The organism is Tenacibaculum singaporense (assembly GCF_003867015.1).
Taxonomy (GTDB): domain Bacteria; phylum Bacteroidota; class Bacteroidia; order Flavobacteriales; family Flavobacteriaceae; genus Polaribacter; species Polaribacter singaporensis.
Window position 1 is genome coordinate 2,381,274 of the sequence record NZ_CP032548.1, and the last position, 21,339, is coordinate 2,402,612.

Sequence of the window (21,339 nt, forward strand, 5' to 3'; positions counted from 1 at the left end):
AACCTATAAATAACTTAATTTGTAACTTATTTAGTTCTAAGTCGTCTTATTAACATCTTATTTCAACATAAAACTAACCAAAAATGAAATTTAAATTTTTAATTCTTTCACTTATCTCACTACTAATTAGCTGTACTTCTAAAACAAACTCTTCTGAGTTTATTGAAAAAGCAGCAGGGCGCTATTATTTTAATGCTGATGAGATTATAGAAGTTACTTTTAATGAAGACAATAAATTACTTATAAAATGGCGTAATCAAAATTTAGAGCCTTTAAAAGTGAATGATTCTTCTTTTTACGTTAGAGAGTTAAATGAAAAACTAATTTTTAATACTTCTGAAGATAAAATAGAGTTAGCTGAAAAACGTGAGCATGAAGGTGAAAAGTATGTCTTTAAAAAACTAAAGAAAGGAGAAAAAACTCCCAGTGAACATTTGGCAGAAGGTAACTTTGAAGCTGCTTTAAAAGGTTACAAAACTATAAAAGAAAAAGACAGTTTAAATCCTGTAATCAGAGAACGAAATATGAATAGGTTAGGATATCAATATCTTAGAAAAGATGAGTTTGAAAATGCCCTTAATGTTTTTAAAATTAATATTGAATTGTACCCTAACAGCTCAAATACTTATGATAGTACCGCTGATGCTTATACTAGAATGAAAGATACAGTGAACGCCATTGAATACTATAAAAAAGCTTTAGCTATTAACCCTGAAAATAGAAGCTCTAAACGTGCTTTGGAAAAACTTACTTCTAAAGATGATGAATAATGGATAAATTAAAATACCCAATTGGAAAACCTAACATCCCTACTGAAATATCTTCTGAACTACTTACAGAGTGGATTACTACTCTAGAGCTTTTTCCTGAAAAATTAAAGTGCCTTGTTAGCAGTCTATCTGAAGAACAATTAAATACACCATATAGAAAAGACGGTTGGACAATTAGACAAGTGATTCATCATTGTGCAGACAGTCACCATAACTCTTACACGCGGTTTAAATGGACGCTTACGGAAGATAACCCCGTTATTAAAGCATATTTTGAAGATCGTTGGGCTGAATTGTTTGATTCTAAAACTGCTCCAATTCAACTTTCGTTAGATGCTCTAAAGGCATTACATGCTAAATGGGTTTACTTCTTGAAAGGTTTAACTGAAGAAGATTTAAATAAGTATTTTATCCACCCTGATGGTAATGAAAAAGTGAACTTAAAAGAAAACATTGGTATTTATGCATGGCATTGCAACCACCATTATGCTCATATTGAACAATTATTAATCAGGAAAAATTGGAATTAAAGATTCATTCTTTTAAAGTAAAATTAGCATAGCTATACCTATAAAAACCACTATTTGTGCCCATTTTAGGTATGTTCCTACCTTTTTGTGTTGCTTTAAATACTCTGATATCTTTCCTGCTAAGATAGCTATGGAAGAAAATATTAAGAAAGATGTTAAAATGAATAATCCCCCTAATACATAAAATTGGAATACGTTTGACAAGCTGTCAGAAAACAAAAACTGTGGGAAGAATGCCAAAAAGAAAATTGTAACCTTCGGGTTTAATACATTCATCCAAAAACCTGTTTTGAATAACTGTAATGTTGATTTTTTCTGAACATTCTCTGTTGAAAAGGCAATTTTAGCATCACTTTTATACACCTGATAGGCTAAATACAGTAAATATCCTGCTCCAAATAGCTTGATGATAAAAAATAAATTCGGATTCTGTTTGATGATTTCCGATATTCCAAAAGCCACCAAAGTTGTATGAATTATACATCCTGTCATTAAACCAGCAACCGTAGCTAATCCATATTTTCTTCCATTAACAATACTTTGTGTTAAGACAAAAATATTATCAGGACCTGGTGAAATAGCTAAAGTAGCCGTAGCAAATACAAAAGATATGAGGGTTTCTAGCATTTTTTTACTTAATTAGATTGAATAAGATAATATAAAAAGTAAAATGTAATATAGAGCGGGAAAAAAACCTATGATAACCCAAACTATGTTTTTTTTAAAATCTTTTTTTCTCTGAAACCATACTATTAATGGAAACAAAGCGGATAGAATAAGTCCTATATAAACTAATCCTTTCGAAAATTGCTTTCCATTTTCATATAAATACTTATTATCTGAAAAGCGATAGATTTCAAACTCTCCTTTTAATATTAAATATTGAGCAAGAAATAAAAAAATAAGAAACAATACTATTTTGTAGGATAATAAAAATCTCTTCATTCACCAAAGTTGTAACAACAATAATACTATTTCTTCTCAGCTAAAATAGCCTTATTGATTCTTTTTACCAAGCTTGGCCCTTCGTAAATGAATCCTGTATAAATTTGCACCAAATCTGCACCTGCTTTTAGCTTTTCTAAAGCATCTTTTTCAGAATGGATACCTCCTACTCCAATAATTGGAAACGCTTTATTAGAGTTATCCGTTAGATACTTAATTACTCTTGTGCTTCTATCTTTAACTGGTTGCCCACTTACACCTCCATTACCTATTTCTTGTAAACGCTCTTTAGAAGCTTTTAAATTATCTCTATTTACTGAAGTATTCGACGCTATCACTCCATCAATTTTAGTTTCAGCAACCAATTCAATAATTTCATCTAATTGTTGGTTGTTTAAGTCGGGAGCAATTTTTAATAAGATTGGTTTGCTTCGACTACGCTCAGCAACCGATAATTCTTTATCAATCTTTTGTACCTCAGTTATTAATTCCTTCAAATAATCAGCATCTTCAAGTTTAGCATGGCTAGATACATTCGGACAGCTTACATTCAACACAAAATAATCTACATACGGATGCAATCCTTTAAAACACGCTACATAGTCTTCAGTATAATTTTCAGGAGCTGTATTGGTATTTTTTCCAATGTTTCCTCCAATAATAATTTTTCCTTTGTTCTTTTTCAATTGCTCAACAGCTGCAGCCAACCCTTCGTTATTAAACCCCATTCGGTTGATGATTCCTTTATCATCTTTTAAACGAAATAAACGTTTTTTCGGATTTCCTACTTGCCCCTTTGGTGTAACTGTCCCAATTTCAACAAAACCAAATCCAAAATTAGCTAGCTCATTGTACAATACTGCATTTTTATCAAATCCTGCAGCTAGCCCTACAGGGTTTTTAAAGGTTAACCCGAATAAATTGCGTTCTAACTTTTTATCATTTACTTGATACATTCCTCTAAAAATTGAAGACATTCCTGGTATTTTCGATAAAAACTTTACGAGTGAAAATGTAAAGTGGTGAATCTTTTCAGGATCAAAAAGGAAAAAAATTGGGCGGATCAGTAATTTATACATTAGTTTATTTTAAGTATTGTTCTTTGTTAAATATAAAAAAAGCTCCAAAAATGGAGCTTCTGAATTATCGTAATACAGCATCTAAATTCTTTTCGAATGTTTGCTGTAGTTTCTGCATTATTTTATCTATTTGTTTATCTGCCAACGTTTTGTTTTCATCTTGTAATACAAAACTTACTGCATACGACTTTTTACCTTCTGGTAATTTGTCTCCTTCATACACATCAAATAAATCCACTTCTTTTAAAAGCTTTCTTTCTGATTGGAATGCTAAGTTATAAATTTCTTTGAATTCAACTTTATTATCCAATAACAATGCTAAATCACGCTTTACAGATGGAAACTTAGGTAAATCGGCTACTTTTATTTTTTTCTTACCTACTAAATCTAAAATATTCTGCCAGTTAAAGTCTGCAAATAAAACCTCTTGTTTTATTGAAAACTCTTTTAAAATCGCTCTTTTAACAACTCCTAACTCTACTAACTTAGTTTTCCCTAAACTTAACGTAATTCCTTCAGAAAACACATCTGATTTTGTTGGAGTGGTTTTTAATTTATCAATTCCTAAACGACTTAATAAAGCTGTTACAATCCCTTTAACATAAAAGAAATCTGATATCTGTGTAGCTACCTTCCAGCTATCTTGTGTTCTATTACCAGTAACAAATAACGTTAAATGCTTGTCTTCTTGGTATCCGCTTTCATACTTATGATACGTCTTACCAAACTCGTAAAACTTTAATGAATTGTTCTTTCTGTTAATATTGTACGCTACAGATTCTAAACCACTAAATAGTAACGATTGACGCATTACTTTTAAGTCGTTGCTTAACGGATTCAACATTTCAACGTTAAAATCAGCGTTTAAGTTCTCAGATAACTCAATATAATCTGCCTTTGTTAACGAATTTGCCATAGTTTCATTAAACCCTAACGATGTTAACTGGTCAGCAACAATATTCTCTATTTTAACTTCTTTATCACTATCAAAAGAAATAGACGTATTTAATTTATGAGAAAACTCTACATTATTATATCCGTAAACACGTAAGATTTCCTCTATAATATCTGCTTCACGTTGTACATCTACACGATACGATGGTACTACCAATCCTAAACCAGCTTCAGTAACACTATTAATTTTAATATCTAATGAAGCTAAAATCTTTTTAATCGTTTCTTTAGGTATTTCTTGACCTATTAATTTATACGCATTTTCAAACGATAAAAACACTTCAAAATCTTCAAGCTTTACAGGGTAAAAATCTAAAATATCAGAAGACATTTTTCCACCAGCATACTCTTCAATTAATAAAGCAGCGCGCTTTAAGGCATATTTTGTAGTGTTGATGTCAATACCTCTCTCAAAACGGAAAGAAGCATCTGTATTTAACCCATGACGTTTTGCAGTTTTTCGAACAGATACAGGATTAAAATAAGCACTCTCTAAGAAAATAGATGTTGTATGCTCTGTAACTCCTGATTTTGCTCCTCCAAACACACCTCCAATACATAATGGATTATCATCAGCATCACAAATCATAATATCTTCAGAAGATAGCTCTCTTTCTACATCATCTAACGTAGTAAACTTTGTGCCTTCTTCTAAAGTTTTAACCACCACTTTACCTCCTCTAATTTTAGAAGCATCAAAAGCGTGTAAAGGTTGTCCTAATTCATGTAGTACATAGTTTGTTATATCTACAATATTATTTTTAGGAGTTAATCCAATTGCCTTTAATCTATTTTGAATCCATTCTGGTGATTCTTTTACTTCCACATCAGTAATAGTTATACCACAATAACGAGGTGCTAAATCTTTATCTTCTACTTCGATATCAATTTTGTGAGTACGCTCGTCAACATGGAAATCTGAAACAGATGGAGAAATCAATTCTATACTAGTTCCTTGCTGAATTAATCCAGCTCTTAAATCGCGTGCAACACCATAATGACTCATAGCGTCGGCACGGTTTGGTGTTAACCCAATTTCAAAAACATAGTCTGTTTCAATGTTAAAAACTTCTGAACAAGGAGTACCTGGAACTAAACTCTCGTCTAAGACCATAATACCATCATGACTTTGTCCTAAACCTAATTCGTCTTCGGCACAAATCATTCCGTGACTCTCTTCTCCTCTTATCTTTCCTTTTTTAATTTTAAAACCTTCTCCTTTTTCATCATACAACATGGTACCAACAGTAGCCACAGGAACTTTTTGTCCTACCGCGACATTTGGTGCTCCACATACAATTTGTACAGGGGTACCATTTCCTAAATCAACAGTAGTAACTTTTAACTTGTCTGCATTAGCATGTTTTTCACAAGTTAAAACTTCACCTACAACTACCCCTTTTAGGCTTCCTTTAATACTCTCTACAGTTTCTATTCCTTCAACTTCAAGACCTAAATCAGTTAATAACTCGCCTGTTTTCTCTGCCTCCCAGTCTGTCTGTAAAAATTGTTGTAACCAATTGTATGATATCTTCATAATCAATCTCTAATTTTAGCGTGCAAATTTACGCAAAATAAAGGAAAAACTATAAACTAGTTATCTACAAAAGATACAGAATTGATTATTAACCTTTTGGTAACATTAAAAAATTATATTTTTTATTGATTTGTAGCGAGTTAACAAAATTTTAACATTTTAGAAAAATATTATGAAACATAAACTACTCTTCTTCTTTTTGGTAGCTTCGCTATCCGTTTTTTCACAAATCCCTTCATATTACAATGATGTAAATTTGAATTTGTCTGGTTCAGCATTAAAAAATGAGCTGGCTACTAAAATTATCAATACACACACTACAAACTTATCGTACACTCCTGGTGTGTGGAATGCACTTAAACAAACTGATTTAGACCCTAACGATTCTAGTAAGGTTTTATTAATTTATGGTTATAGTGATACTGACGGTAATTATGTAACCGATAGAACTAGAGATAAAGATGCTAATGGTGGTACAGCAGGTACTCAATGGAACAGAGAGCATGTGTACCCTAAGTCATTAGGAAATCCTAATTTAGGTACTTCTGGTCCTGGTGCAGATGCGCATCATTTAAGAGCTGCTGATATTTCTTTCAACTCACAAAGAAGTAGTAAAAAGTTTGCTGATGGTTCTGGTAATGCAGGTAGTGTTTCAGGTGGTTGGTATCCTGGAGATGAATGGAAAGGTGATGTTGCACGTATGATGATGTACATGTATTTACGCTATGGAAACCAATGTTTACCAACTGGTGTAGGAACAGGATCAACTATGGCTTCAGATGCTAATATGCTTGCTTTATTTATTCAATGGAATGTAGACGATCCAGTATCAGATTTTGAAAAGCAACGTAACCCTATTTTAGAAGGAATTCAAGGAAATCGTAATCCATTTATTGACAATCCTGCATTTGCTACTAAAATTTGGGGTGGACCACAAGCTGAAGATTTATTTGGAGGCGGTAGTGGATCTGATACCCAAGCTCCTACTGCTCCATCTAACTTAACTGCTTCAAACATTACAGAAACAACAGTTGACTTAACTTGGTCTGCTTCTACTGATAATGTTAGTGTAACTGGATACGATGTGTACAATGGAGCTACGAAAATCGCTACCGTAACAACAACTTCATACAACGTTACAGGCTTAACAGCAGCAACTAATTATACTTTTTCTGTAAAAGCTAAAGATGCTGCAGGTAATCAATCTACTTCTAGTAATTCTGTTTCTGTTACAACTAACACAGGTTCAGGTGGAGGAAATGGAACAGCTACGGATTTATTAATTTCTGAATATGTAGAAGGTTCTTCAAATAATAAAGCTATTGAAATTGCTAATTTCACTGGAGCCAGTGTAAACTTATCAGGGTATTCATTAAAGAAAGCTGCCAATGGTGGTGGATGGACCAATACATTAACTTTAAGTGGTCAATTAACAAATGGTGATGTGTATGTCATAGCTAATAGCAGTGCTTCTAGTACGATATTAAATAAAGCTGACAGAACAGATACTGGTGTAATTTCTTTTAACGGAAACGATGCTGTTGGTTTATTCAAAGGAAGTACTCTTATCGATTTGATTGGAGATCCTAATAGCTCTTCAACTTTTGCACAAGACAAAACAATGCAAAGAAAATCTTCTGTTACATCTCCTAACAGTGCATATACAACTTCTGAATGGGATATTTTAACGAAAGATACATTTAGCGGCTTGGGAAACCACAACATTGATGGTGGAACTTCTACACCAGACACAACTGCTCCATCTGCGCCAACTAATGTTGCTGCTTCAAATATTACACAAACTTCTGTTAATTTAAGCTGGACTGCTTCAACTGACAATATTGGTGTTACAGGATATGACATATATCAAGGAAGTTCAAAAATAGCCACTGTTACTACTACAAGTTATTCTGTAAGTGGATTAACAGCCTCTACAAGCTATACTTTTTCTGTAAAAGCCAAAGATGCTGCAAACAATATTTCTTCTTCAAGTAATACGGTAAACGTAACAACTCTAGCAAACACAATTTCTTATTGTAGTACTAAAGGGAATAATGTAAATTATGAATGGATTGACAATGTTGTTATTGGTGGAATTTCAAACGCTACTAGTGCCAACGGTGGATATACTGACTTTACTTCTTTAACTGGAAACTTACCTTACGGAAGTAATACTATTGTAGTAAGCGCTGGATTTGCTAGTTCTTCATACACAGAATACTGGAAAGTTTGGATTGATTTTAATAAAAATGGAACTTTTGAATCTTCTGAAGAAGTTGTTAGTGGTTCTTCATCTAGCTCTGGCAATTTATCCTATAACTTTTCTGTTCCTACCTCTGCTTTAGCAGGTACTACAAGAATGCGTGTATCAATGAAATGGAATGCAGCTCCATCAGCTTGTGAAACATTTTCTTATGGTGAAGTTGAAGATTATACTGTTAACATAGGTAGTAGTTCTAAAGGTTTAGGATACAACAACATCACTATTGATGGAAAGTTGGGAAATGAAGCTTCTATTTTTGATGCTAGTGTTTCACCAAACCCTAGTGTAGACTTCGTAAAAATTAAATTAGCTGATGACAGAAATGCTACTTTTAAAGTTACAACCTTAACAGGACAACAAGTTTTAACAGGAAAAGTTACTCATAATAATCTTGATGTTTCAAACCTACATAACGGAATCTATATTCTTGAAGTAAACGACGGTCAAAAATCATTTACAAAAAAAATCATCAAGAAATAGTTTATAGTTATAGAATACTAAAAAGAGCTTCCAAAATTGGAAGCTCTTTATTTTTTATACGATTTAAAAGACTAAACTTCGATCGTAGTTTTTGACTCTTTCGAAGAAAAAACATAAGTATATAGCCACATAAGAGTAAATGTTGGCACAACATCTAACCCAGGCATCGCTTCTTCAATAAAAGCAATGGCTCCTGCTACTTTACCTTTATTTCCTTTATACATTTTTGTCATTATATACGCTGATGCTGGTGCCCAAACAATATCTGACAACTCTCCAAACCCAGGTATTAAATAAGATACATACCCTATAGCGTCAAACAATAAACTTAATGCTAGTTTTTGGTACTTTTTTTCTTTATTCATTTAATATTAAATTAATTCTACACTCAACAAATCAAAATTCAAGCCAAAACTTATAACTTTTATCTTGTAAATTGATAAGTTTGTTCTAAAATACTAAAAACGAATGACTTTTTCTGATTTTATCAATCAAATAGAAAGATTACAGCAAAAGCAACTGGGTGGTTTAACTTCTCAATTTAAGTTAGCTCCAAAGTTAAGAACACGGTTTTCAGAAGAATTAATACTAAGTAAAAATCCAAGAAAAGCAGCTGTTTTAGCATTATTTTACCCTGACAATGATAACCAAACACGCTTTTTACTTACTGAAAGAGCGAGTTATAATGGAGCACATTCATCTCAAATTAGCTTTCCTGGTGGAAAATTTGACAAAGAGGATAGTAACCTACAAACAACTGCTTTACGGGAAACTTATGAAGAAGTTGGTGTACACTATAAATCTATTGAAATAATACGACAAACTTCAGACGCATATATTCCTCCTAGTAATTTTTTAGTTGCTCCTTTTATAGGTGTTTCAGAAAAAACACCTCATTTCACACCAAACGAAGAAGTTGCTGAAATTATTGAAGTTTTATTAGCTGATTTATTAGACGATTCAAACTTAACTTCAGTAGAAATGGAAACCTCATACATGAAAAATATTGAGGTACCATGCTTTAAATTAAACGATTACATTGTATGGGGTGCAACTGCCATGATGCTTTCAGAAATTAAAGATTTATTTAAATAGTTTTTTTTATGGTTTTCTTTTGTAATTTAGCATTTACACTAATAAAACCTGATTATAAAAATGCCTTTATTTAAAAGGAATCCTTTTGGACATATATTGTTCATTAAAAGATTTTTAATACAAGTTCTCGGAGTTATTTCTCACGGACGCTACCGTAAGTTTAATGACCTGCAAATAGAGGGAATGGATGTTTTAAGAAGTCTCCCCGACCAAAAAGTACTATTTATCTCCAATCACCAAACGTATTTTGCCGATGTAGCAGCTATGTTTCATGTATTTAACGCGGCCTTAAAAGGTAGAGATGACAATATTAGAAACGTAGGGTATTTATGGAAACCTAAACTAAACATTTATTATGTTGCTGCAGGTGAAACCATGCGTTCTGGTTTACTTCCTAAAATTTTTGCTTATGTAGGTTCTGTTTCTGTTGAAAGAACTTGGAGAAGCGCAGGAAAAGATGTAAACAGACAAGTAAAAATGTCTGACATTTCTAATATAGGTAAAGCATTAGATGATGGTTGGGTAATTACCTTTCCACAAGGTACAACTACCCCTTTTAAACCTATTCGTCGTGGTACCGCTCATATTATCAAAACCTATAAACCTATTGTAGTTCCTATAGTAATTGACGGATTTAGACGTTCTTTTGATAAAAAAGGGTTGATGATAAAAAAACGTAATGTACTACAATCTATGGTTATTAAAGAGCCTTTAGAAATTGATTATGAAAATGAAGATGTGGCTAGCATTGTTGAAAAAATTGAATATGCAATAGAGCAACATCCATCTTTTTTAAAGGTGTTAACACCTAAACAACTTCAAGAACAAGAAGAGTTTATTGAAAAAAGACGTTTTTGGGGAGCTGATAAACCTAAAGAAAAAGAAAAGAAAGATTAATAACATTAAAATTAACGTTTAAGTTATGGCTGATAAATCTATTTTAAATAAAAAGTCGATAGACTTCTTAGAAAAATATTTAAATAATGCTGCTCCTACTGGATACGAGTGGGAAGGGCAAAAAATATGGATGGACTATTTAAAACCTTATGTTGATGAGTTCATTACAGATACTTATGGTTCTGCTGTAGGAGTTATAAATCCTGATGCTAAATATAAAGTGGTTATTGAAGGGCATGCTGATGAAATTTCTTGGTATGTAAACTATATTTCTGATGACGGATTAATTTATGTAATTCGTAATGGAGGGAGTGATCATCAAATAGCTCCTAGTAAAATTGTAAACATTCATACTAAAAATGGTATTGTTAAAGGTGTTTTCGGATGGCCAGCAATTCATACACGTAATAAAGCCAAAGAAGAAGCCCCAAAACCAGATAATATTTTTATTGATTGTGGTTGTAGCACTAGAGAAGAGGTTGAAAAATTAGGTGTACATGTTGGTTGTGTTATTACCTATCCAGACGAATTCCATATTTTAAACGAGAACAAATTTGTGTGTCGTGCTTTAGACAACCGTATGGGTGGGTTTATGATTGCTGAAGTTGCTCGTTTGTTACACGAAAACAAGAAAAAATTACCTTTCGGATTATACATTACAAACTCAGTTCAAGAAGAAATTGGTTTACGTGGTGCACAAATGATTACTGAAACCATAAAACCTAACGTAGCTATTGTTACCGACGTAACACACGATACTACAACTCCTATGATCGACAAGAAAAAAGAAGGTCATTTAGAGTTAGGTAAAGGTCCTGTAGTAGCTTATGCTCCTGCTGTACAACAAAAATTAAGAGATTTAATTATTGATACTGCCGAAGCTAACAAAATTCCTTTCCAACGCTCTGCCCTATCAAGAGCTACAGGAACTGACACCGATGCATTTGCATACAGCAATGGTGGAGTTGCTTCTGCTTTAATCTCTTTACCATTACGTTATATGCACACTACCGTTGAAATGGTACACCGTGAAGATGTTGAGAACGTAATTAAAATGATTTACGAAAGTTTATTAAAAATTGAAGACGGAGAAAATTTCTCTTATTTCAAATAATATAGATAATCAAACGTCATTACAAATAAGTAATGACGTTTTTTTTACCAGCTTTTTATGGATGAACTTATAGATATTGTCGATGAAAATGGAAACTATACAGGAAAAACTTGTTTAAAATCTGAGGCTCATAAACATGGCTACTTTCACCCTACTATCCATGTTTGGTTGTACACTTCTAATAAACAAATACTTCTTCAAAAAAGAGCACTCACCAAAAAAGTATTTCCTGGTTTATGGGATATTTCAGTTGCAGGTCACATAGCTGCCGGTGAAAACATTAAAATTGCTGCTATTAGAGAAGTTAAAGAAGAAATAGGTTTTGATATTCTTCCTAAAAACTTACATAAAATAGGTACTCGAAAACACATGGTAAATCACTCGAATGGAATTATTGATAATGAATTTCATCATGTGTTTATTGCTGAATTAACAGTTCCTGTCCAAGAATTAAAACTTCAAGAAGAGGAAGTAGCAGACTTAAAGCTATTTAGCTTAGAAACAATACTGCATACTAAAAACTACGAAAACTTATTACTTCATCAATATCAAGACTATTATTCTTTTGTGCATAGTCAAATTCTAAAAAAACTTAGTATATTATAGTACCTAATTTCATTAAAAATGAAAAAGTTACTATTCTGTTTTCTTATTTATCTACTTCAGTCTTGTGCTTCTAAACAATATTTAAAAAAACATGGTTTCTCTGGGGAAATTACGAGAATTATTGAAAAAACATATGTAATAGAAAACAATCAAAAAAAATTACTTTATACTAAAACCTTAAACTTTACTAAAAATGGACGAGTAAAAACATCCAAAACTCTTGATAGCCTTGGTAATTTTATAGAAAAAACCGAAAAACGTCTTTGGTTTGAAAAACGTTCTTATCCTAACAAGCTTCCTTATTATTGTAAAACACGTTGGAAACCAAAACAACGAGAACGCATTAGCTGTTATACTCAAAAACAGTATAAGCAAAATGAAGTTTTTGCACATTACACCAAAAACGGGTTGATTGATAAAATAGTAGATAATTTTTCAACATTTTACACACATCAATATCAATATACTAATAGTGAACTCACCAAAATAGTTGTTACGGATAAAGACAGTAATCTTGTAAGTACAATCAAAGTTGAATGTCTCTCTAAAGACAACAAAGGAAACTGTCTTGAGCAGAAGAAAGAATCTACAAATTCTGATTCTATTTACATTACATTTTTTACGTTCACTTATTAAAACAACTATTAAAAACCTAAAATCAGATGGAGTACTTTTAAACTTAAATAGCTATATTTAAGACAAATAATCTCTCTATATGTTAACAAAACAAGAAAAATCTGCGTTAAGGAGTAGGTTGTTTCGTCACTTAGACGGAATTGTTACTTGTCCAGCAGCTTACACTTTACATGAAAAAGGAATTACTAACTACTTATTAAAGAAGAAATCTGTTAGTTTAAATGAAATTACTTCCGAGTTTAACGCTAATGACGGTTATTTAAATGTGGCTTTAAGAACATTGTGTTCTCAAGGCTGGTTAACACAACATGTAGATAATACACATAACACTGTTCAGTTCGAAATCAATGAAGCTTCAGCTATAGCTTTTTCTTATTTTCATTTATATAAAGAAGCTTTTTTATTGTTGAAATTTTCAGAAAATTATAGCGCTCGAAAATTTGAAATTGAACCTTTTGAAAAGCTTGAAAAGCTTTATAAAAACTTTACAAACAACTTCGGAATTAAAACTCCATCAACTTCTGAAGAAAAAGAAATTGTAGCTCAGATTCTAACACATATCGAAGGTATTATCGTCTGTCCGACAACTGTTTTATTAGGCATGAGTGGTATGTTTCATAAATATTTTATGCAAACTAAATTTAGTGCCGATGAATTTCATAAAGATGCTGAAAATTTTGGTCGATTACTTGATTTATTAACCAATTTAGGTTGGTTCTCCAAAACTAAAGACTCTTATGAATTTTCTGATGAAGGCTTGTTTTTTGCTCGAAGAGCAAGTGCTTACGGAGTTACAGTTTCCTACATCCCTACTCTTAGAAAATTAGACAAACTTATATTTGGAGACCCAGACATTTTTAGAACTTCTGACATAGGTAATGACGAAATTCATGTAGATAGAGAAATGAATGTTTGGGGAAGCGGTGGTGCGCATTCAACCTATTTTAAAGTAATCGATGAGATTATTATTAACCTATTTAATAAACCTATTAACGAGCAACCTAAAGGTATTTTAGATGTTGGCTGTGGTAATGGCGCGTTTTTAAAACATTTATTTAATGTGATTGAAAACCAAACCAAAAGAGGTACTATGTTAGAGGATTACCCTCTATTACTTATTGGTGTCGATTATAACGAAGCTGCATTAAAAATCACTCGAAAAAACTTAGTACAAGCAGATATTTGGGCGAAAGTAATTTGGGGAGATATTGGAAACCCGAAAGCTCTCTCGGAAGATTTACAAGATAAATATGGTATTAATCTTTCTGATTTATTAAACGTTCGTACCTTTTTAGATCATAACAGAATTTGGCAAGAGCCTGCTCCTACCGACAATATGATTACTACAAACTCTACAGGAGCTTATGCATATAGAGGAAAACGTTTGAATAACAACTTAGTGGTAGAGTCTTTAAAACAACATTTCACCAAGTGGAAACCGTTTATCAGTAAATTTGGCTTATTACTAATTGAATTACACACATCAAAACCTGAGTTGGTTTCTAAAAATTTAGGAAAAACAGCGGCTACTGCCTACGATGCTACACATGGATATTCTGATCAATATATTATTGAGCTTGATGAATACATGAATGCTATGGAAGCTATTGGGTTAACTTACGATAAAAATACGTTTAGAAAATTTCCAAACTCGGAATTAGCAACGGTTTCTATAAATCTTTTTAAGTAAAAAAGCGAGGTTTAAACCTCGCTTTTCTATAATTTATATAACTCTTTTCACTTTTCTATTTCTCCACGGTATTTTCTTTTACCGATAATAAATTCGCAAACAACTTATAAGCTCCAGAAACTCCTGCTGGAAGCTCTCTAAAGAAGCTTAATCCTGTATATATATAGTTTCCTTTACCGTATTTAGCAACTAACAAACTTCCTTTTTTAGCTGATTCTCCTTTATCATGCATAGATAATATCGGAGTGTATTCTTTACTCCATTTGTTTGGAAAATATAGTCCGCGTTCTTGTACCCAACCATCAAAATCAGCTTCCGTGATTTTATTCGGATAATTTAAAATAGAATGTTCTTTAGCTAAGAATGTTACGTTTGCATTTTCATCCGTAACTCTATCACGAGATAATTGTAAACTATATGGAGCCTTTACATCTACCCTCCTATTGGTATTATATTGTACAATTACATTTCCTCCTTTTTTTACATACTCTAACAAATACTTTTGCTTAAACTGTAACTCTTTTATAGTGTTATATGCTCTAATACCAACAACAACTGCATCAAATTGCTCTAAATTGCCATTAATCTCATTTACATTCAATTCTGTTACCTCGTAGCCAATTTGTTGTAAACTTTCTGGAATAGCATCTCCAGAACCTTGTATATACCCTATTCTTGTACCGTTCTTTTTAATATTCATACGTACAACTTTAGCTTGTGATGGTAATAATACTGACTGTTTAGGGATGTGATTGTAATTGATTTCTATTAATTCTTTATCATAATTTTTGCCTTCAACTTTTGCTATAGCTTTTAAAACTCCTTCAGATTCATTTTGTGTTGGAGTAATCATAAAGTCAATCAATTGAATATCTCCCTTTTGAGCGATAGAAAATTTTGCTTCGTTTGGAATAACTTTCCAACCTTTTGGTGCTTTTAAAGCAATTGTTCCGCTTGTGTTTTTTGCACCTGAACGTACTTCTACAGTTACTTTTTGAGATTTTTCTGAAGAAAAAACAAGTACCTTATTCAATAGCTTTGTTGTTACTTTCGGTAACACTTCAAAAGGCTCATAAATTTCTCCTTTATCTCTTTTTGAATATCGATGTACCACTGGTTTTACAAAAGAAATTGATACATTTTCAATCATTAAATCAAATTGTACTTTAATTGGTCTTGGTGTTTCTGGCTTTCCTCTCAATTGCTGATCTTCTACTGTGTACATTCCCAAACTCCAAGGCTTCTGCAACCAATAAGGTGATGAATACGATATTTCAGGTATAGAAATAGTTTCTATAAACGTTTTTTTCGCATTATTTGCTAAATCTATGTCTTTTGTTATTTTTTTATTCTCTGGAAGTATTTTTATGGAAGATAGCTCCATTGAAATTCCACTTCTGTTCAAAACTTCAAAATTTACATCAATCGTACTGTTTGGTGTTGCACTTGAATTTACTGCCGAGGCTTCTAAATACAATCCAGCACAAGCTTCTATAATTTCTTTTAATTCTTTAGTTTTAATTTTCTTCCAGTGCTCATCTTTTAACTTTTGAACTTTTTGATATGCTTTTAACAAATCTGGAAGGTGTTTAGACGGGTTTACAAAATCAAAATTTTGCTCAACATCATATAAAATATCTCCTATTTCTCCCCCACCTACTACTCTATTCCATGTAGTATTGATTCCTGAAAAAATATCTTTTTTGTCTTTAGGAAAATCTCCTTTTAAAAACTCTACATATTCTGTTTGAGTCCCTCTAGTAGTTAATCTACCAAATCCTTGGCATAAATGTTGACTGCTTGCTATTGCTGCTAATTCATTATTAGATAATCCTTTTAAAGGATAGTACGTTCCTATATCAAAGCTTAACATTTTACTTTTGTCTGCTTTTGCAAATTTTTCCTGACTACCATAAAACCACCAAGAGGTATTAAAAAATAGCCTGTTTGGTTTCCATGTATTGGTATATTGTAATTGTTCTGGGTATTTTGTTTTATCATTAGCCAAATCAAAAGCTTCCACACTTAACATCGCTGATGAAGTATGGTGGCCATGTGTTGTTCCTGGAGTTCTATGATTAAAACGATTAATGATTACATCGGGTTTGAAAGTACGAATTGCCCAAACTACATCGGCTAATACTTTATCTTTATCCCAAATTTTCAACGTTTCATCTGGATGCTTTGAATACCCAAAATCATTAGCTCTAGAAAAACGTTGTTCTCCTCCATCTACTCCTCTTGCAGCTAACAGCTCTTGAGTACGAATAACTCCTAATAGTTCTCGCATTTCAGGACCTATTAAATTTTGTCCTCCATCTCCGCGTGTTAACGATAAATATCCTGTCCTTACCTTTTCATGATTAGATAAATATGCTATCAAACGAGTATTTTCATCATCTGGATGCGCAGCGATGTATAATGCAGAGCCTAAAAAGTTTAATTTTTGAACTTTCTCGTAAATCTGATTTGAAGTAAGTTTTTGTGGTTTTTGTGCGCTTATTGTTAGTGAAATCAATAAAAAAGATAGTAATAAAAGTACTTTTTTGTGCATTTTTAATAGTTTGAATACTACACAAATGTAACTTTTTTAACCAAAGTATGAAGTACATTAACAAAATGCTAACATTTCCATTGTAGACAATAACTGTTTCTCCAGAGAAAAAAAAACAAGTATTTTTCTAATCTAAAAAATACTCGTCTTTAAACCCTATTAAATACAATTTTTCTTGTGCACGGGTAACAGCTGTATATAACCAACGTAAATATTCAACCGAAGCCCCATCTGGTAAGTATGGTTGCTCTATAAAAACAGTTTTCCATTGTCCTCCTTGAGATTTATGACAGGTCATTGCGTACGAGAATTTTACCTGAAGTGCGTTGAAATACTTATTCTTCTTTACTCCCATAAATTGCTTGTATTTCGATTTTTCATGTGCAAAATCCTCCTTTACAGCTTCATATAATCGGTTAGATTCTTCATACGTTAATGACGGACTTTCACTTGTAAGTGTATCTAGCAACAACACTGTTTCAAAAGGTTTCATATCAGGATAATCAATCATACGAACTTCCACTTCTGCAAACTTAAATCCATAAAGCTCTTTAATTGAATTGATACGCATTACTTCACAAATATCACCATTCGCAATAAATCCTGCGGAAGAAGAATCTTTTAACCAGTAGTAGTTATTTTTCACCACCATCACGTAATCTCCCGTAGAAATTTCGTTTTCTTGTCCACGAATTTTAGTTCTAATCTGTTGATTGTATTGATTAGCTCTCTTATTTGAACGTACAATAATAGCGGTATCTTCCACGCCTATATCTCCATCATAAGCCATTGTTATAGCATCTTGAATATCATAGCCATCTTGTAGACGAATAATGTCGGGATAATTTAAATCAAACTGAAAATGTATTGAATCGTTCTGAATTAATAAGCGTAAATCGGTTGCATTAGCTAAAATTCCTGACCCTTCTTCTTGTCTAACCACTTCGTCTAACTCAATTTCGGTAACTTCTTTATTAAATTCAAACGAAAGCTTGTCTGCTTCTAAAGCTGGACTCATAGTTAATTTTACGGGTGGTAACTGTGCCGTATCTCCAATAAAAATAATTTTACAATTTTTTCCAGAGTATACATATGAGATTAAATCATCCAATAAAGAGCCATTTTCAAATAGTTTTGCGTTTTGCTTTTCATCAGAAATCATAGAAGCTTCATCTACAATGAAAAGAGTATCAGTATGCTTATTAGGTTGCATTACAAAATTTACAGCTCCACTACTTTGCTTTTTAGGAAAGTATATTTTTTTATGAATCGTAAATGCCTGTCGGTTAGAATATCCTGAAATTACTTTTGCTGCACGTCCTGTAGGTGCTAATAAAACTGCTTTTTGTCCTATTTTCCATAAATTATGTACAACAGTACTTATTATCGTTGTTTTTCCTGTTCCCGCATACCCTTTTAGTAAAAATAAAGCACGATTATCATCTGAAAAAATAAAGTCTGTTAAGACATCTAACAACTCATTTTGTTTTTCTGTAGGAGTGTATGGGAACTTTTGTAGTATTTCTTTATAAAATTTCGAAGCAGTTTGTATCATATTTCAAATAATATTCAAAGATAAGTCTATTTATAAATAATTATTTTCATCATTGAAAAAAAATTGTAGATTTGCGAATATCATACATTAAAAATTAAAAAAATGAGTTTATTATTAATGATTTTAGCAGCTGTTGTAGTTGCAGTTCTTTTAGCATTACTTGTTGTTAAGTTTGTTCCTCTAAAAATGAGATGGTTAGTCTCTATATTATTATTAGGAGCAACTGTCTTTTTAGTATATAAAATTTATAATGGTGTTATGGAGCCTATCAATTTTAACAAAGACAAGAGAGTACGTTATGCTAAAGTTATTAAGAATTTAAAGTTGATTCGAGACGCTGAAGTAAAATATAAAGAAGTTTACGGAACATATACTGACAATAAAGATACTTTACTTACCTTTATTAAAAACGGTCAATTAGCTATTACTGAAACTAAAAACGTTGAAAAAACAATTGAATTAGGTGGTGGTATTACTAAAGATATATCTGTTAAAGTTGTTGATACTGTAGGATACGAGCCTGTTTTAAAATATTTTGAAGGTAAAGAGTACGCTACTATGTTTGATGTTCCTGGTACAGAAGAACAATTTGAATTAGCTACAGGTAGAGTTGAAAAAGTTGCTGGTTTAGAAGTTCCTGTTTTTGAAGCTAAAGTTTCTAAGAAGCCTATCTTAAAAGGAATGAATCCTTCTTTAATAAAACAAGAATTAGAAGCTATTGAAACAGATCAAATTAAAGGTGAATTTGTTTCTGTTGGTTCTTTAACTGAAGTAACTGTAGGTGGTAACTGGCCTCCTTATTACGATAAAGGTGAAGCAATTGCAAAAAAAGAGTAAAAAAAATAGCGCTTTTGCGCAGCATAAAAGTCTATCCATCCAATTTAGTTTGGATGGATTTTCTTTTTGTATATCAAACTCAGAAACAAAAGAAATTCTTCTTTTTACTGAGTATACATTCTCTAGTTCTATCGCTTCTCCAGAACTATTACTAGATAAAATCATCCGTGTTTTTGATACTGACAAAGACTTACAACAAGATTTTACATCCGTTTTTGCTATCCACCAAAACAATTTGGCTACGTTAGTTCCTAACAAGCTTTTTGATAGAAACAACTTAGCTCCTTATTTAAAGTATGATGTAAAAACATTAAAAACAGACTTTATAACTTACGATTTACATACTATAATAGCTGCTAATACAGTTTACATACCTTATGTAAACATTAACAACTATCTTTTTCAAAACTTTGGAGAATTTGAATACAAACATCATTCAACAGTTTTAATTGATAAACTACTCAATTACTCTGAAAATGATTCTGAGGAGCAATTTTTTGTACATGTTTCCCCTTCTCATTTAGATATTGTTGTTTGTAAGGAAGGAAAGCTATTATTTTATAACTCATTTTCATATAATACAAAAGAAGATTTTATATATTATGTTCTTTTCACTGCTGAACAATTACAAATGGATCCAAATTCCTTCCAATTGACATTTATCGGTGATATTGAGAAAGAATCTGATATATACTCTATTACTTACACGTACATTCGAAATATTCACTTTATGAACCCTATAAATAGTTTTTTTACTGATAGTGAAGACTTTTCGAATCATTCTAATTTTATACTTATAGCCTAATGCGAATTATTTCTGGAAAATATAAAAGTAAAAGAATTGCAGCTCCTAAAAACCTACCTGTGCGTCCTACAACCGATATGGCAAAGGAGTCTTTATTTAATATTTTAAATAACTTCTATTACTTTGAAAACATTTCAGTACTAGATTTATTTGCTGGAACAGGAAATATAAGTTACGAATTTGCTTCTCGAGGTACTGAAACCATTTATGCTGTTGATGCTCATTATGCTTGTATAAAATTCATTAATCAGACAGCTAAAGATTTAAACATGTCTATTAACAGTTATAAAAGTGATGTATATAAATTTTTAGAAAAAACACCTCTTAAAACAGATGTTATTTTTGCTGATCCTCCGTATGACTTTGAGGAAAGTCAGTTTTTAAAAATAGCTGATATTGTTTTTGATCGTGATTTATTAAATGAAGATGGTCTTTTAATAATTGAGCATTCTAAACATACAGACTTATCTCAACATCCTTTTTATAGCTATGAGAAACGTTACGGAGGTAATGTTTTTAGCTTTTTTGAAATTACGGAAAGTGATGAAGAATAATTCAATCTACGCACTCACCTATTTATCTTTCTAAATTAACCAACCAACGACAAAAATCTAATTGTTAACGAATTAACATAACCCACACTTAAAACATCCTGTAGTTTTATCGTATAAATTTAAAACTATGTATTATGGAGTTCAAAATTAAAAGTTCTGACAACTATTTAAGAATATCAGGTGATTTAACCATTTCTAATGTGAAGCTTTTTGAAATAATGATTTATTCTTTTATAAAGAAATATAAAAACATTATTGTTGATATAGGTAATATTACCAATATTGATACTCTTGGAGTTAACTCAATAGTCGAAGCGTATCAATTTTCAATAAAAAAAGAAAAGAATTTACTTTTTTGTGGCAAGGGTTCAAAAGATATTATAGATGAATTATATTATAGAGATGTGGCGTAACAAAACAGCCGCAATATTAATTGCG

At 31.7% G+C, this 21,339-nt stretch carries 19 protein-coding genes; 13 read left to right on the forward strand and 6 right to left on the reverse strand.

Translation table 11 applies throughout. The annotated features are described in order from the left end of the window. The first annotated feature begins 83 nt into the window (after positions 1-83). Positions 84-770 (forward strand): tetratricopeptide repeat protein, encoded by a 687-nt coding sequence (locus D6T69_RS10580; RefSeq protein ID WP_125067706.1) that lies wholly within the window; start codon positions 84-86, stop codon positions 768-770. Further along, positions 770-1,300: a YfiT family bacillithiol transferase gene (locus D6T69_RS10585; protein ID WP_125067707.1), complete on the forward strand. Its 531-nt coding sequence runs from the start codon at positions 770-772 to the stop codon at positions 1,298-1,300. Before D6T69_RS10580 ends, D6T69_RS10585 begins: the two co-directional genes overlap by 1 nt. 12 nt (positions 1,301-1,312) lie before the next feature. Here D6T69_RS10585 and D6T69_RS10590 read toward each other — a convergent pair whose 3' ends face one another. The 3 genes from D6T69_RS10590 to pheT all read right to left on the reverse strand — a co-directional run bounded on the left by D6T69_RS10590 (position 1,313) and on the right by pheT (position 5,815). Beyond that, the gene (locus D6T69_RS10590; RefSeq protein ID WP_125067708.1) at positions 1,313-1,927 is read right to left on the reverse strand and encodes a LysE family translocator; all 615 of its coding nucleotides are present in this window, start codon (positions 1,925-1,927) and stop codon (positions 1,313-1,315) included. Between the two features lie 344 nt (positions 1,928-2,271). After that, on the reverse strand, positions 2,272-3,324 hold the full coding sequence (locus tag D6T69_RS10595) for a quinone-dependent dihydroorotate dehydrogenase (RefSeq protein ID WP_125067709.1): 1,053 nt from the start codon (positions 3,322-3,324) through the stop codon (positions 2,272-2,274). A gap of 64 nt (positions 3,325-3,388) precedes the next feature. Next, positions 3,389-5,815 carry a phenylalanine--tRNA ligase subunit beta gene (gene pheT / locus D6T69_RS10600; RefSeq protein ID WP_125067710.1) on the reverse strand — a complete coding sequence of 809 codons (2,427 nt, stop codon included), beginning with the start codon at positions 5,813-5,815 and terminating at the stop codon, positions 3,389-3,391. Between the two features lie 172 nt (positions 5,816-5,987). Between pheT and D6T69_RS16100 the strand changes: the two genes are divergently transcribed. Next, the gene (locus D6T69_RS16100; RefSeq protein ID WP_240628299.1) at positions 5,988-8,558 is read left to right on the forward strand and encodes an endonuclease; all 2,571 of its coding nucleotides are present in this window, start codon (positions 5,988-5,990) and stop codon (positions 8,556-8,558) included. A gap of 71 nt (positions 8,559-8,629) precedes the next feature. Here D6T69_RS16100 and D6T69_RS10620 read toward each other — a convergent pair whose 3' ends face one another. Continuing rightward, positions 8,630-8,923: a hypothetical protein gene (locus D6T69_RS10620; RefSeq protein ID WP_125067711.1), complete on the reverse strand. Its 294-nt coding sequence runs from the start codon at positions 8,921-8,923 to the stop codon at positions 8,630-8,632. 103 nt (positions 8,924-9,026) lie between these two features. Here D6T69_RS10620 and D6T69_RS10625 point away from each other — a divergent pair, with 103 nt between their 5' ends. The 6 genes from D6T69_RS10625 (at position 9,027) to D6T69_RS10650 (ending at position 14,596) form a co-directional block, all read left to right on the forward strand. Continuing rightward, entirely contained in the window at positions 9,027-9,653 is a 627-nt protein-coding gene (locus D6T69_RS10625) for an NUDIX hydrolase (protein WP_073182874.1), read from the forward strand. 60 nt (positions 9,654-9,713) lie between these two features. Then, complete coding sequence (locus tag D6T69_RS10630) at positions 9,714-10,550, forward strand: lysophospholipid acyltransferase family protein (RefSeq protein ID WP_047789545.1); 837 nt, start codon at positions 9,714-9,716, stop codon at positions 10,548-10,550. 25 nt (positions 10,551-10,575) lie between these two features. Further along, the gene (locus tag D6T69_RS10635) at positions 10,576-11,664 is read left to right on the forward strand and encodes a M42 family metallopeptidase (RefSeq protein ID WP_125067712.1); all 1,089 of its coding nucleotides are present in this window, start codon (positions 10,576-10,578) and stop codon (positions 11,662-11,664) included. A 57-nt stretch (positions 11,665-11,721) separates the two neighbouring features. Then, a complete protein-coding gene (locus D6T69_RS10640) occupies positions 11,722-12,270 on the forward strand; it encodes an NUDIX hydrolase (RefSeq protein ID WP_125067713.1) in 549 nt (182 codons plus the stop codon). Between the two features lie 18 nt (positions 12,271-12,288). Next, positions 12,289-12,906 (forward strand): hypothetical protein, encoded by a 618-nt coding sequence (locus tag D6T69_RS10645; protein ID WP_125067714.1) that lies wholly within the window; start codon positions 12,289-12,291, stop codon positions 12,904-12,906. A 79-nt stretch (positions 12,907-12,985) separates the two neighbouring features. After that, positions 12,986-14,596 carry a class I SAM-dependent methyltransferase gene (locus tag D6T69_RS10650; RefSeq protein ID WP_125067715.1) on the forward strand — a complete coding sequence of 537 codons (1,611 nt, stop codon included), beginning with the start codon at positions 12,986-12,988 and terminating at the stop codon, positions 14,594-14,596. Between the two features lie 55 nt (positions 14,597-14,651). Here D6T69_RS10650 and D6T69_RS10655 read toward each other — a convergent pair whose 3' ends face one another. Then, positions 14,652-17,150 carry a PIG-L family deacetylase gene (locus tag D6T69_RS10655; RefSeq protein WP_125067716.1) on the reverse strand — a complete coding sequence of 833 codons (2,499 nt, stop codon included), beginning with the start codon at positions 17,148-17,150 and terminating at the stop codon, positions 14,652-14,654. A 127-nt stretch (positions 17,151-17,277) separates the two neighbouring features. After that, positions 17,278-18,705, reverse strand: coding sequence for an ATP-dependent DNA helicase (locus D6T69_RS10660; RefSeq protein WP_125067717.1), 1,428 nt, complete (start codon positions 18,703-18,705; stop codon positions 17,278-17,280). 102 nt (positions 18,706-18,807) lie between these two features. On the opposite strand from D6T69_RS10660, the gene D6T69_RS10665 reads away from it, so the two are divergent. The 4 genes from D6T69_RS10665 to D6T69_RS10680 all read left to right on the forward strand — a co-directional run bounded on the left by D6T69_RS10665 (position 18,808) and on the right by D6T69_RS10680 (position 21,314). Continuing rightward, a complete protein-coding gene (locus D6T69_RS10665) occupies positions 18,808-19,542 on the forward strand; it encodes a hypothetical protein (RefSeq protein WP_125067718.1) in 735 nt (244 codons plus the stop codon). After that, positions 19,517-20,347 (forward strand): DUF3822 family protein, encoded by an 831-nt coding sequence (locus tag D6T69_RS10670; RefSeq protein ID WP_240628300.1) that lies wholly within the window; start codon positions 19,517-19,519, stop codon positions 20,345-20,347. The genes D6T69_RS10665 and D6T69_RS10670 overlap by 26 nt, the downstream gene beginning before the upstream one ends. Next, complete coding sequence (locus tag D6T69_RS10675) at positions 20,347-20,901, forward strand: RsmD family RNA methyltransferase (RefSeq protein ID WP_125067719.1); 555 nt, start codon at positions 20,347-20,349, stop codon at positions 20,899-20,901. Before D6T69_RS10670 ends, D6T69_RS10675 begins: the two co-directional genes overlap by 1 nt. A 134-nt stretch (positions 20,902-21,035) precedes the next feature. Beyond that, positions 21,036-21,314 (forward strand): STAS domain-containing protein, encoded by a 279-nt coding sequence (locus D6T69_RS10680; RefSeq protein WP_125067720.1) that lies wholly within the window; start codon positions 21,036-21,038, stop codon positions 21,312-21,314. Positions 21,315-21,339: the final 25 nt, after the last annotated feature.

What these genes read in the sequence shown, in the direction of transcription:
- D6T69_RS10580 (WP_125067706.1), top strand. Translation starts at nt 84, where the DNA reads ATGAAATTTAAATTTTTAATTCTTTCACTTATCTCACTACTAATTAGC.
- D6T69_RS10585 (WP_125067707.1), top strand. Translation starts at nt 770, where the DNA reads ATGGATAAATTAAAATACCCAATTGGAAAACCTAACATCCCTACTGAA.
- D6T69_RS10590 (WP_125067708.1), bottom strand. Translation starts at nt 1,927, where the DNA reads ATGCTAGAAACCCTCATATCTTTTGTATTTGCTACGGCTACTTTAGCT.
- D6T69_RS10595 (WP_125067709.1), bottom strand. Translation starts at nt 3,324, where the DNA reads ATGTATAAATTACTGATCCGCCCAATTTTTTTCCTTTTTGATCCTGAA.
- pheT (WP_125067710.1), bottom strand. Translation starts at nt 5,815, where the DNA reads ATGAAGATATCATACAATTGGTTACAACAATTTTTACAGACAGACTGG.
- D6T69_RS16100 (WP_240628299.1), top strand. Translation starts at nt 5,988, where the DNA reads ATGAAACATAAACTACTCTTCTTCTTTTTGGTAGCTTCGCTATCCGTT.
- D6T69_RS10620 (WP_125067711.1), bottom strand. Translation starts at nt 8,923, where the DNA reads ATGAATAAAGAAAAAAAGTACCAAAAACTAGCATTAAGTTTATTGTTT.
- D6T69_RS10625 (WP_073182874.1), top strand. Translation starts at nt 9,027, where the DNA reads ATGACTTTTTCTGATTTTATCAATCAAATAGAAAGATTACAGCAAAAG.
- D6T69_RS10630 (WP_047789545.1), top strand. Translation starts at nt 9,714, where the DNA reads ATGCCTTTATTTAAAAGGAATCCTTTTGGACATATATTGTTCATTAAA.
- D6T69_RS10635 (WP_125067712.1), top strand. Translation starts at nt 10,576, where the DNA reads ATGGCTGATAAATCTATTTTAAATAAAAAGTCGATAGACTTCTTAGAA.
- D6T69_RS10640 (WP_125067713.1), top strand. Translation starts at nt 11,722, where the DNA reads ATGGATGAACTTATAGATATTGTCGATGAAAATGGAAACTATACAGGA.
- D6T69_RS10645 (WP_125067714.1), top strand. Translation starts at nt 12,289, where the DNA reads ATGAAAAAGTTACTATTCTGTTTTCTTATTTATCTACTTCAGTCTTGT.
- D6T69_RS10650 (WP_125067715.1), top strand. Translation starts at nt 12,986, where the DNA reads ATGTTAACAAAACAAGAAAAATCTGCGTTAAGGAGTAGGTTGTTTCGT.
- D6T69_RS10655 (WP_125067716.1), bottom strand. Translation starts at nt 17,150, where the DNA reads ATGCACAAAAAAGTACTTTTATTACTATCTTTTTTATTGATTTCACTA.
- D6T69_RS10660 (WP_125067717.1), bottom strand. Translation starts at nt 18,705, where the DNA reads ATGATACAAACTGCTTCGAAATTTTATAAAGAAATACTACAAAAGTTC.
- D6T69_RS10665 (WP_125067718.1), top strand. Translation starts at nt 18,808, where the DNA reads ATGAGTTTATTATTAATGATTTTAGCAGCTGTTGTAGTTGCAGTTCTT.
- D6T69_RS10675 (WP_125067719.1), top strand. Translation starts at nt 20,347, where the DNA reads ATGCGAATTATTTCTGGAAAATATAAAAGTAAAAGAATTGCAGCTCCT.
- D6T69_RS10680 (WP_125067720.1), top strand. Translation starts at nt 21,036, where the DNA reads ATGGAGTTCAAAATTAAAAGTTCTGACAACTATTTAAGAATATCAGGT.